Here is an 11,790-nt window from a genome sequence, read left to right as displayed (position 1 = left end):
GCGATGACCTACAATTTCATGCGGGAGTTTGCCGACAGCTGGGGCCTGCTTGCCATGGCGCTTTTCTTCGTCGGATGCGTTGCCTTTGCACTTCGCCCCGGCAGCCGCAGGCAAGCCGAGAGAGCCGCTCACATTCCTCTCAAGGACGACTGATCATGGGCAGCGAGCATATCGACGAGGTTTCGGGTATCTCGACGACCGGCCATGAGTGGGACGGCATCAAGGAACTCAACAACCCGCTTCCGCGCTGGTGGGTCATCACCTTCTACATCACCATTGCCTGGGCGATCGGCTACACCGTCGTCTATCCGGCATGGCCGATGCTGACTTCCGCGACCAGGGGTGTGCTGGGGTATTCGAGCCGCAGAGACGTCAAGAATGAACTGGCGGCGGCCGAAGTGGCCAAGGGTAAATTTGTCGCTGCCATTCAGGCGAAGACCGTCTCCGAGATTACTGCCGACGATACGCTACGCGAATTCGCCGTCGCCGCAGGTGGCGCCGCGTTCAAGGTCAATTGCGTGCAGTGCCATGGCTCGGGCGCTCAAGGGTCCAAGGGTTTTCCCAACCTAAACGACGACGATTGGCTGTGGGGTGGCAACGCCGAACAGATCCAGCAAACGATTGCGCACGGCATCCGCTTCGCATCAGACCCGGATACGCGCCTGTCGGAAATGCCTGCTTTTGGTGACATCATCACGACGGATCAGATCAAGCAGGTCGGCGCCTATGTCGCAAGCCTCTCCGATCCTGTTCAGGACACAAGCCAGATCGAACTCGGCGCCAATGTTTTCGCCGAGAATTGTGCGGCCTGTCATGGCGAGAATGCAAAGGGCAACAGGGAGCTCGGCGCACCCGACCTGACCGACGCGATCTGGCTTTACGGGTCTGGCGAAACAGCCATCGCCGCGCAGGTCCGCGCGCCGAAGCACGGCGTCATGCCGGCCTGGATCGGGCGTCTCGGCGAGATCAAGGCCAAGGAACTCGCGGTCTATATCCATTCGCTTGGTGGCGGAGAATAGGTACGCAAGCCTATTCTCGTCCTCCCCCCACCGCCAAGCGACGAGGCCCGGCGCGAGCCGGGCCTCGGCATCATCCAGAAACCGATGGGTTGGGCTTCCGGCAAAATCGTCGCTGGTGACTGGAGCTTCTCGTGCTCGATAACACGCAAATAGAACGGCTCGAAGCCGATGCGGTCAACTCCGCCAAGACCCGTCAGCCGCTCTATGCCGCACGCAAGAAGATCTTCCCGAACCGGGCCTCTGGCAGTTTCCGCCGCTTCAAGTGGTCGGTGATGGCAATCACGCTGGGGATCTACTACCTGACGCCCTGGCTGCGGTGGGATCGCGGGCCATTTGCCCCGGACCAGGCCGTGCTGGTCGATCTTGCCAACCGCCGCTTCTACTTCTTCTTCATCGAGATATGGCCGCAGGAATTCTACTACGTCGCCGGCCTGCTGGTCATGGCCGGTATCGGCCTTTTCCTGATCACATCCACCGTCGGCCGGGCCTGGTGCGGCTATACGTGCCCGCAGACCGTGTGGGTCGATCTGTTTCTGGTCGTCGAGCGAGCCATCGAGGGCGACCGCAACGCGCGCGTCAAGCTCGATGCCGGTCCCTGGACTGCGCGCAAACTCGTGGTGCGAACATCGAAACACGCCATTTGGCTGGTCATAGGGGTGCTGACCGGCGGCGCCTGGATCTTCTATTTCGCCGATGCGCCGACGCTGCTTGGGGAACTCTTCACCGGCACCGCCGCCCCCGTTGCCTACATCACCGTGCCCGTGCTGACGGCGACGACCTATACGTTCGGCGGGCTGATGCGCGAGCAGGTCTGCACCTACATGTGCCCATGGCCGCGCATCCAGGCGGCCATGCTCGACGAGAATTCCCTCACCGTCACCTATAATGACTGGCGCGGCGAACCGCGCTCGCGTCACGCCAAGAGGGTCCTTGCCGCCGGGCAGCCCGTCGGCGACTGCGTCGACTGCAATGCCTGTGTCGCGGTGTGCCCGATGGGGATAGACATTCGTGATGGCCAGCAGCTTGAATGCATCACCTGCGCGCTCTGCATCGATACCTGTGACGGTATCATGGACAAGCTCGGCAGGGAGCGCGGACTGATTTCCTATGCGACGCTGGCCGACTACAACGCCAACATGATGCTGGCGACCCCGGGCGGCTCCGGTTCAGTCAACCCGTCACTGGTCAGGAGCGCTGACGGCCTGTTCTCCGACAAGGTGGCCCGTTTCCATATCCGCAAGATCTTTCGCCCGCGCACCTTCATCTACATGGGCGCCTGGTCGGCAGTCGGTCTCGCGCTGCTCTATTCGCTGCTGACCCGCGAACGGCTCGAATTGAATGTCCTGCACGATCGCAACCCGCAGTTCGTGACGCTGTCCGACGGTTCGATCCGCAACGGCTACATCGTCAAGCTGCTCAACATGATCCCCGAACCAAGAACGATCATTGTCACGATGCAGGGCCTGCATGGAGCCGAAATGAGCGTTGTCGGCATCGACCTGCCGGCGGATCGCTCCTTCGCCATCCCGGTCGAACCCGACCGGCTGAAGATGCTCAAGGTTTTCGTGCGTCAGCCGGCAGATCAGGTTCGGGGTGCAGCGCAAAGCTTCAAGTTCCGGGTCGAAAACAAGGCAACGTTCGAGTCGGACGAATACACGGCCACTTTCAACGCACCGGAGATCGCCAGATGAGCGACACCTCGCGACAATCCCGCGAATTCACCGGCAGGCATATGCTGTTCACCATCCTTGGCTTCTTCGGCGTGGTCATAGCGGTCAATCTGACCATGGCGACGCTCGCCAACACGAGCTGGACCGGCCTTGTCGTCGAAAACACCTATGTGGCGAGCCAGCAATTCAACAAAAAGGCCGAGCAAGGGCGAGCTCAGGCAGCCCTCGGCTGGACTGGCAAACTGACCATCGCAGGCGGTGAGGTCCGCTATGGCGTCACCGACGCCGCCGGCAAGGCGGTTCCCTTGCATGGCGTCAAAGTGCTGTTTCGCCATCCCGCCTACGAGAAAGAAGATGAGTCCATCACGCTCGCCGCCGCCTCGGGCCAGGAGTTTGTACTGCAGCACATCCCAAGGGACGGTGTGTGGATCGTCGACATCGACGCCGATGCCGGTCTGGCAAGACCTTTCCGCGACGTGCGCAGGATCATGATCTCCGATGGAGCGCTGCAATGAGCTGCTGCGCGCCAGGCGCCGAAATGGCGCTGGACCTGGACAAGGTCGCACTCGTCCGGCCTTCTAGCCAGGAAATCAGACTGGCGAGCCGCTCGATTGGCGAAAATCTTCGCCAGACCGACCTCTCGGTGCCGGCCGTGCATTGTGCCGCCTGCATCCAGACGATCGAGACGGCGATCGGCAAGCTGGATCGGGTCGAAGGCGCTCGTGTCAATCTTTCGACGAAACGTGTTTCGGTCCGGTGGCGCGGCGACGAGGTTCCGCCATTCGTCGCCACACTTGGACGGCTGGGCTATGGCGCGCACCTGTTCGATCCCGAGGCTGACGGGAAGGACAAGGCGCTCTCGGAACTGATCCGCGCCGTCGCGGTCGCCGGCTTTGCGGCGGGCAACATCATGCTGCTATCAATCTCCGTCTGGTCCGGCGCGCAAGGCGCGACCCGCGACCTGTTCCATTGGGTCTCGGCCTTGATTGCCATTCCTGCGCTCGCTTTCGCCGGCGGCATCTATTTTCGCTCGGCCTGGAATGCGCTGCGCCACAGCCGCATGAACATGGACGTGCCGATCGCGGTCGGGGTATCGCTCGCTTACGCCATGAGCCTCTACGAGACGATCAACCATGGCGACCATGCTTATTTCGACGCGTCGGTGTCGCTGCTGTTCTTTCTGCTGATCGGCCGCACGCTGGATCACGTGATGCGGGAACGGGCTCGGACGGCCGTAAACGGACTGGCTCGGCTGGCGGCGCGCGGCGCCATGGTGCTGCGCGAGGATGGTTCGCGCGACTACTTGCCGGTTGGCGAGATCGAATCAGGAATGGAGCTCTTGATCGCGGCCGGCGAGAGGATGCCCATCGACGGCAGGATCATTGGCGGGGCGTCGGATCTCGACTGTTCCCTGGTTTCCGGCGAAAGCACGCCCAGAACGGTGGGCCCGGGGGCGCAGGTCCAGGCCGGTACACTCAATCTCACCGGTCCGCTGACCATCGAGGCGACGGCCGCCGCGAAGGATTCCTTCCTGGCCGAAATGGTTCGGCTGATGGAAGCGGCAGAGGGCGGCCGCGCCCGCCATCGCAGGATCGCCGATCGCGTCTCCGCGCTCTACGCCCCCGTGGTCCACCTCACCGCCCTTGTGACGTTCCTCGGCTGGATGGCGGCGACCGGCGACTGGCACCGGGCAATAACAATCGCGATCGCCGTTTTGATCATTACATGCCCGTGCGCGCTCGGTCTCGCCGTGCCGATCGTGCAGGTGGTCGCTGCGCGGCGGCTGTTTGAAAGCGGCGTCATGGTCAGGGACGGCTCCGCCATGGAGCGCCTGGCCGGGATCGACACGGCATTGTTCGACAAAACCGGCACGATTACGCTCGGACTGCCCAGGCTGATCAATGCGCCGTCCATCGATCCGACGATGCTCGCCATGGCGGCCGAGATGGCAGCGCATTCCCGCCATCCCTTTTCGAAGGCAATCGCTGGCAATGCAGCCTTTGCCGGCCAGCCGAAACTCGCGTCCGTCAGCGAGCATCCGGGCTTCGGCATCGAAGCCATCGCCGAGGGCAGTACCTGGCGGCTGGGTCGCCGCGGATGGCGTGAGTGGAAAGCTCGGACCGGCGGCGAAGGCAAACAAGGCTATGGCGGAACCGTTCTGACGAAGGACGGGGTCATTGTCGCGACTTTCGATTTCGAGGATGAGCTGCGTGCCGATGCCAAGGCGGCCATCGAGCAACTGAACGGCGCCGGCGTGTCGGTGGAGATGCTGTCGGGCGACACAGAAGCTGCCTGCGGCGAAGTCGCGGAAGCACTGGGCGTCGAGCGCTTCGTTCCCGCGTTGCTTCCCTCCGGGAAGGTCGAACACATCGAAGCATTGACGCGAACTGGCCACAAGGTGCTGATGGTCGGCGATGGGCTCAACGACACGCCTGCATTGGGCGCCGCACACGTTTCGATCGCTCCGGCCACGGCGGCGGATATCGGTCGCAACGCCGCGGATTTCGTGTTCCTGCGTAAAAGTCTTCTGGCGGTCCCACTTGCTTTAGACATTTCGCGGAAGGCCGGACGGCTGATCCGGCAGAACATCGCCATCGCGATCGTTTACAATGGCATCGCCGTGCCGGTCGCCATTCTGGGGCACGTTACGCCACTGATCGCGGCGGTCGCGATGTCCGCCTCGTCCCTCCTGGTCATCGGCAATGCGCTACGCTTGCAAGGTTTCGTGTCAAATGCATCGGTGCAAGATGCCCGACATGACAGGCACTCCGACATTGGCGCACTGGCACAATCCTCATGACGACGCTCGCCTACCTCATACCTGTGGCCCTGTTCCTCGGAGCGCTTGGGCTGGCCGGGTTCCTGTGGGCCTTGAGGAGCGGCCAATATGAAGATCTCGATGGCGCCGCCGAGCGGATCCTGATCGACCGCGACGAGCCACGCAGCTGACCCAGCCTGCCCTGCGACGACTCGCTCGAATATTTTCCGCGGTTGCTTCGCGTCATGCCGATTTCGGCGCGCGACGGGTGCGAACGGATCAGCCAGAATACGTTGCCGAACTTTCGGCCAGGAAAGGGCCGCACCGAACGGGAGGCCGGCCATTCCATGATGACCTGACCAGACCATGGCGTGGCGATCGACCAGTCGACCGTGAACCCGCCGTTGCCGCGTTTATCGAGCCTGGTTGATCCACATCAGGGTTATCTCTTCATAGGCATGGTTTATTGAGCATTTTTGAACGGAGAACGGATGTCTAACGGACGGTTAGGTCGCGTGGAGACGCTTGGGGAGATGAGCCGCAAACCGTGGATCGATTGCGATGCGTTCCAGTGCCCTTCGTCGCAGATAGCCGACGCAATGGCCGCACGCTGATGGCCGGCTCTGTCGATAGATTCGACGTTATTGTCGTCGGAGCCGGGCCGGTCGGACTTTCCTTCGCCGCATCGCTTGCCCAGAGCCGACTCAAGGTGGCAGTGGTTGAACGGCAGTCGCTCGAAAGCCTGGCGAATCCGGCTTTCGACGGTCGCGAGATCGCGCTGACCCACGCATCGGTTGGAATCCTTCGCGAGCTCGGCGCCTGGGATGCCATCCCCGCTTCGGACAAATCACCGCTACAAGGCGCGCGCGTGCTCAACGGATCGAGCCCTTTCGCCCTGAGCTTCGATTCTCCCAGCGGATCTGGGGAACCACTCGGAATTCTGGTCCCAAATTGTCGCATCCGCGACGCCCTGTTCAAACTTGTCCACTTCCAGGATCATGCCCAGCTGCTGTGCGGCCGCTCAGTCGTCAATGCAACAACCAGCCACAAAGAAGCAGTCATAACGCTCTCTGATGGCAGGCAATTGGCCGCTCGGCTGCTCGTTGCAGCGGATTCGCGTTTGTCCGCGACGCGCGACCTGCTCGGCATTGGCGCCGACATCAATCGGCTTGGCAACTCCATGCTGATTTGCCGGGTGAGGCACGAGCGCGCCCATCACCAGATCGCGGTCGAATGGTTCGATCACCATCAGACGATAGCGATGTTGCCGCTCATGGAAGGCGTGTCGTCGCTGCTTCTCACTTTGCGCTCAAGCGAGGCCGACAGACTGCTTGCTCTCGACGACGATTTGTTCCTCATGGAATCGACGAGCCGGTGTCGAGGACGCCTCGGAGAGATGACCTTGGCAAGCACCCGCCATGCCTATCCGCTGGTCACGACCTGGGCGCACAAGTTCTGGGCTCCGAGTGCGGCACTGATCGGCGATGCTGCCCTCGGCATGCACCCGGTGACCGCGCATGGCTTCAACATCGGCCTCAGTGGCCAGAAGCAACTCGCCGATAGAATCCTGGCGGCATGTCGCGAGCGCCGCGACATTGCTGATCCCGACATACTCGGCAGATACGAAGGCCGGCTGCGTCTGTCGGCGGCACCGCTCTATCATGCTACGAATGCGCTTGTCGCTCTCTACTCAGGCGAGCACCCGGCGGCACGGCTTGCAAGACATGCAGGGCTTCGCTTTGCCCAATATCTTCCCTTTATCCGCCATGGCATTTCGGCCATGCTCAGGCGGTGAATCGCAGGCAGCGCTGCCGCTCTGGAACGCTATCTCGGCCCGGCTTCCTTTTGTCTCGCCGGGCGCGTTGATACCGTTGGCAGGGCTGCTTCCATGGTGACGTTGCCGATCCTGGGATGATTCCGATCAAGGCACGCCTGCGGGCAAGAGCTCGATGGTCAGACGGCAAGGCCAAGAGCAGACGTGCGCCCCGAAGACATGGTGAGCGCACTGGTTACCCCCGCTGGATAGTTAACCCGTCCTTCAGTGGGCCTGCGTAAGCTTGTCCTCGCGAACAACGATGGGAGCAAGCTGGTCCGTCCATGGCCCCGAAGATAGTAGACACGCTGGAGGCCAAAATCCGTCAGGATCAGCTTGCTGACCTGAGGACCGGCCTCTTCGTGTCGATGCCGATAAGCGGTATCCTGTCAGGCCTGATTTGGGCGGTGCACGCCCTTTCTGGCAGCGGCTTTGCCGCTGCAATCTGGTTCCTGGTCGTCAATGCGATAAATGCCGCCCGCCTTGCACTCGCGCGTTATCAGCTAAAGGAAACGGGGCGCCATGACGGTTTAGTGGGGGTTTTGCCGCGGCTTCGCTGGTTTGGCATCCTTGCTCTTCTGGCAGGGTTTGCCTGGTCCTTCCTGGCCGTCCTGACTGTTGGATACACGACACCTCAAGCACCGCTGCATCTGGTCATTCTGGCGGGCATTTCCGCTGGTGCGGTTACATACGGCAGTTCGTATGCCGCGGCGGCGACCAACTTCATCACACCTCCGCTCCTCATCACGGTGGCTTGCCTTTTGGCGAAAGGCAATTTTGAAGACTACATTCTGGCTTTTACCGTTCTGCTCTTCATGGGCGGCTTGGTTCGAGCTTCGTTTGTTGGGCAAGCACGGTTCCGCGAAGCGAGCCGCCTGAGGCATGAGGCCGAGCGGCTTGCGGCGGAGATGAAGGCCAGTTCCAGGCAGGACCACCTGACGGCCCTTCTCAACAGGCGTGGCCTCGAAGACGCAATCGGACGTTTCGAGACCGCGGATGGCCCCTTCGTGGCAATGCTGGTTGATCTGGACGGGTTCAAATCCGTCAACGATACCTACGGTCACAGGACCGGTGATGAACTGCTTGTCAGGATCGCCCGCCGCATAGAGGAGGAAGCACCGGAAGGCTCAACGCTCGCTCGTATCGGCGGCGATGAATTCGTGCTGTTTTTTCCCTCAACGAGGGTTTCGCTTTCTGCCAGTGATCTCGCCTCCAATATCATAGCCAAAATTGCCCGACCCTATATCGAGGTCGCGTCCGTCCGTGTCGGGGCATCGATAGGAATATACCTGGCGGAAAGCCCGGGCCTGACCGAAATGTTGTTGCGGGCGGATATCGCCCTTTATACGGCCAAGCGTCGTGGCAGGAACGAATTTTGCCTGTTCGATGCCGAACTCGACAGGGAACTGCAACGCCGCCAGTCCGTCGAACGGGACCTTCATTCGGCGATAAAGACGAGAAGCTTGCAACCTTGGTTCCAGCCGATCGTGAAACTCGACACCGAGGCCGTGGTCGGTTTTGAAGCCTTGCTGAGGTGGTCCCATCCCACTCATGGTGCCATCTCTCCACCCGAAATCATCACAGCTGCACGCGAAACCGGAATGCTTCAGCTGCTGACGCAAACCGTATTCGCCGACTGTTGTGCTTTTATCGACGGTTTGGTGAAAGCTGACTGTCGTGATCTCCGCGTGGCGATGAATGTTTCGCCGCGCGAACTGGAAGCCGGCGATATCGACGACATGGTTTTGGATGGTCTGGCGGCAAAAGGCCTCCCTGCAACAATGTTCGAGATCGAGATTACCGAAGAATCCCCGGTGGACCCGGACAGAGTGGATGAAAAGCTCGGACGGCTTTCACATGCCGGCATTTCCATCGCGCTCGATGACTTCGGCACCGGCTTTTCTACGTTGGCATCGCTCAAGGACAGTCGGATACGCAAGGTGAAAATAGACCAGGGCTTCATTCGCGGCTTGGCCAAGTCCCGAGAGGACCGACTGCTTGTCAAATCGGTCATCGATCTCGGTAACATGCTCGGGATCGAGGTCATGGCCGAGGGCGTCGAAACGGAGGCGGATCGGCAAACCCTGCACAAGCTTGGCTGCCGAACCGCTCAAGGCTTCCTGTTCTCCAAGGCTGTGCCTCTGAGCCAAGCACTGGAAATGGCAGTCAAACAGCACGCGAACCAGTTGTGACCGCTCCCGCCGCGCCGTCTCTCGCGGCCGTGCGCTCATGAGTGAGGGGTATCTGAACTTCCTTGTTTGAAGAGCATGACAATCCGTGCTGTGCGTCAGCCGGCGAACAGTTCCTTGTAGCCGGTCGTCACCATCCAGTTCGCCCGGTCGATATGGCTGCGAAGAGCCTTGCGGGCGCGGACCGGTTCAAGGGCCGGGTCGATGCCTAGAATGAGATCGGCCATCTCCTCTTCGCTGGCATTGTCGGCGCAGGCATCCAGGATCCGCAGGTAGATCGTGAAATGCTCCCTGTCGTAGCTCGTGAGGTTCTCCGACCAGGGGACTTCGTCGCACAGAGTTGAGTTTCGAGTCTCATCTGTTCCCATTGATCGATTCATGCCTGCGAACCTCGCCTGTTGAGCGCCCGCAGCATATCCCAAAATGGGATAATCCGAAACCGGGATTAGTCGCTGATCCGGTCTTTACCCGACCGGTTCGCCTACATGCCCAAATCTCTTCGCTCGCCCCGCCACCAGCGGTTTCTGGCCCAGCTGGTTTCCCTGCGCAAGGCCAAAGGCCTGACTCAGGCGCAGGTGGCCGAGAAGCTTGATCGTCCCCAATCCTTCGTGGCCAAGTACGAAGGTGGAGAGCGGCGTCTCGACGTCATCGAGTTTCTCGACTTAACTGCGGCGCTTGACGCTGATCCGTGCGAGATTCTGTCCAGCCTGCGGGCTAACGGGCGCCTGCGCGTCTAACGGCTCGCGCCGGTACCGTGAACCGAGCGTGCTTTTCTTCGGCAAGCTGCCATTCCGCTGCGGGTGGGTCTTTACCAAGCCATGCCGATATAGGATGATAATCCTAGGTGGGGCGATTCCTCAACGGAGATCGCAATGGCTAGGACCAAACTTTCCAAGCAGCTTTCACAGGCTGAAATCGAGCGCTTTCTGGCGGAGGCGGAACGGCTGCACAAGAGCATCGTCCAGCCGCTTCTATCACCTAGCAGCAGCCATTACCGGGCTCTCCAACGCACCCATGAAGCGCTGTTAAAGACGGTGAAGGATATCACCGGTAAGGATGCGCCGTTCATTCAATGGTTCGGAACAGGACCGGTGAATTAGACCAGACTTATAGACTCCAGGCTGCAAACGTCGCATTCTCTCTTCGGGGAGAAGGGGCGTGGGCAACCATCGCTATCAAGACAATCGGTACAACCGTCGCAGGTATGGCGAGCGCCATCGTTCGAAGGACGTTCCGTTGTGGGCAAAGATCGTTGCTGGTGGAACAATCCTGGCTGGCTTTCTTGCCTTCGAAATCGGCCCTGCCGCTCTCGGCTGCAACATCAAAGCCAATATCAGCTACAACACGGGCGAGCGCATCTATCATGTTCCCGGACAGGAATATTACTGGGAGACGCGCATCAACCTGTTGAAAGGCGAGCGCTGGTTTTGTTCGGAGGAAGCCGCGCGCAAGGCTGGGTGGCGGAAGTCTCGGGTCTGAGCGTCCGTGGTAAATGCTTGCGAAAATGCTGCATCGCACATGTTTTCGGTGCAGCATTCATTTGAAGTATTTATCGCGATCCGTTCGAAAAATCTGTCCAGCCTGCCGTCCTGGCGGGCGCCCGCGCGCCTGACGACGCGCACCAGGTGCTCGTGAACCGAGCCCGCTTTTCTTCGGCAAGCTCAGGCGGTCTCGGCCATTCGGCTTCGCCCCTTGGCGTGGGCAGCCCTTCGGGCTGAGACGGCCGCCGCCCTTGCGGGCGGCGCGGTTTGTCTGTTGGCCTTTCCCGGTGGCGCGGGGTGGGCGGCACTCCCTTCTAGGCCCGCCGCGGCAGCCCGCAACCCTTCGCGTGCCGCTCAGGGTCCTGCTCTTCGTTCCGGTCCTTCGGATGCGGTCCGCCTACCACGGCGGGCCTTTCCGGTCGCGACTCGCCGCCCACCCCGCTTCCGGGGAAAGGCGCGGCGATTGGCGAGCGGAGGATGAGACGATGCATGCAAACAGCAAGCGTTCCGCCAGCGGAGAGGCTGGCGCAGGCAAGGGCGGGCGCCCCGGCGCCAGCCTTTATCAGGAGATCACAGACCGCATCATTGCCGAGCTGGAGCGCGGCACCGTGCCATGGGTCAAGCCATGGGGCAGCGCAAAGGCAGGCCTTGGCCTGCCGAGCAATGCGTCTACGGGGCGCATCTATTCCGGCATCAATATCCTCATCCTGTGGGGCGCGGTCATCGAGCGCAGCTATCCCAGCCAGAACTGGCTCACCTTCCGGCAGGCGCTCGTCCTTGGCGGCAATGTCAGGAAGGGCGAGCGCGGCACGACCATCGTGCATGCCGACCGCTTTGTCCCCAAGGACGAGAAGGAGCGC

Annotated in this window: 13 protein-coding genes; 12 read left to right on the top strand and 1 reads right to left on the bottom strand. The window is 61.2% G+C overall.

Going from position 1 to position 11,790, the window contains the following annotated elements:
• Nucleotides 1-3: 3 nt before the first annotated feature.
• From NKG95_RS22370 to NKG95_RS22335, 8 genes are all read left to right on the top strand, one after another.
• Nucleotides 4-153, top strand: coding sequence for a cbb3-type cytochrome c oxidase subunit 3 (locus NKG95_RS22370; protein ID WP_352690201.1), 150 nt, complete (start codon nt 4-6; stop codon nt 151-153).
• 2 nt (nt 154-155) lie between these two features.
• A complete protein-coding gene (gene ccoP, locus NKG95_RS22365) occupies nt 156-1,019 on the top strand; it encodes a cytochrome-c oxidase, cbb3-type subunit III (RefSeq protein WP_352780553.1) in 864 nt (287 codons plus the stop codon).
• Nucleotides 1,020-1,150: 131 nt separating this feature from the next.
• Nucleotides 1,151-2,710 carry a cytochrome c oxidase accessory protein CcoG gene (gene ccoG / locus NKG95_RS22360; protein WP_352780551.1) on the top strand — a complete coding sequence of 520 codons (1,560 nt, stop codon included), beginning with the start codon at nt 1,151-1,153 and terminating at the stop codon, nt 2,708-2,710.
• On the top strand, nt 2,707-3,204 hold the full coding sequence (locus tag NKG95_RS22355; protein ID WP_353042567.1) for a FixH family protein: 498 nt from the start codon (nt 2,707-2,709) through the stop codon (nt 3,202-3,204). Before ccoG ends, NKG95_RS22355 begins: the two co-directional genes overlap by 4 nt.
• A complete protein-coding gene (locus NKG95_RS22350; protein ID WP_353042565.1) occupies nt 3,201-5,489 on the top strand; it encodes a cation-translocating P-type ATPase in 2,289 nt (762 codons plus the stop codon). The genes NKG95_RS22355 and NKG95_RS22350 overlap by 4 nt, the downstream gene beginning before the upstream one ends.
• Nucleotides 5,486-5,638, top strand: coding sequence for a cbb3-type cytochrome oxidase assembly protein CcoS (ccoS, locus tag NKG95_RS22345; protein ID WP_023679633.1), 153 nt, complete (start codon nt 5,486-5,488; stop codon nt 5,636-5,638). The genes NKG95_RS22350 and ccoS overlap by 4 nt, the downstream gene beginning before the upstream one ends.
• A 422-nt stretch (nt 5,639-6,060) precedes the next feature.
• Nucleotides 6,061-7,242, top strand: coding sequence for a 5-demethoxyubiquinol-8 5-hydroxylase UbiM (gene ubiM / locus NKG95_RS22340; RefSeq protein WP_353042648.1), 1,182 nt, complete (start codon nt 6,061-6,063; stop codon nt 7,240-7,242).
• 302 nt (nt 7,243-7,544) lie between these two features.
• On the top strand, nt 7,545-9,452 hold the full coding sequence (locus NKG95_RS22335; protein WP_353042563.1) for a putative bifunctional diguanylate cyclase/phosphodiesterase: 1,908 nt from the start codon (nt 7,545-7,547) through the stop codon (nt 9,450-9,452).
• 95 nt (nt 9,453-9,547) lie between these two features.
• On the opposite strand, the gene NKG95_RS22330 is transcribed toward NKG95_RS22335, so the two are convergent.
• Entirely contained in the window at nt 9,548-9,817 is a 270-nt protein-coding gene (locus tag NKG95_RS22330) for a DNA -binding domain-containing protein (protein WP_023722036.1), read from the bottom strand.
• A gap of 117 nt (nt 9,818-9,934) precedes the next feature.
• On the opposite strand from NKG95_RS22330, the gene NKG95_RS22325 reads away from it, so the two are divergent.
• The 4 genes from NKG95_RS22325 to NKG95_RS22310 all read left to right on the top strand — a co-directional run.
• The gene (locus NKG95_RS22325) at nt 9,935-10,186 is read left to right on the top strand and encodes a helix-turn-helix domain-containing protein (protein WP_023722035.1); all 252 of its coding nucleotides are present in this window, start codon (nt 9,935-9,937) and stop codon (nt 10,184-10,186) included.
• Nucleotides 10,187-10,321: 135 nt separating this feature from the next.
• Nucleotides 10,322-10,549 carry a hypothetical protein gene (locus NKG95_RS22320; RefSeq protein ID WP_353042561.1) on the top strand — a complete coding sequence of 76 codons (228 nt, stop codon included), beginning with the start codon at nt 10,322-10,324 and terminating at the stop codon, nt 10,547-10,549.
• 58 nt (nt 10,550-10,607) lie between these two features.
• Nucleotides 10,608-10,928, top strand: a complete 321-nt coding sequence (locus NKG95_RS22315) for a sunset domain-containing protein (RefSeq protein ID WP_352468497.1) — start codon at nt 10,608-10,610, stop codon at nt 10,926-10,928.
• A gap of 487 nt (nt 10,929-11,415) precedes the next feature.
• Nucleotides 11,416-11,790, top strand: a 375-nt coding sequence (locus NKG95_RS22310; protein WP_353042559.1) for an ArdC-like ssDNA-binding domain-containing protein, incomplete at its 3' end; no start/stop codon positions are given.

Origin of the sequence: Mesorhizobium sp. M1423, from assembly GCF_040317575.1 — a bacterium.
Taxonomy (GTDB): Bacteria; Pseudomonadota; Alphaproteobacteria; order Rhizobiales; family Rhizobiaceae; genus Mesorhizobium.
This window is presented reverse-complemented; position numbering and strand designations above follow the sequence as displayed.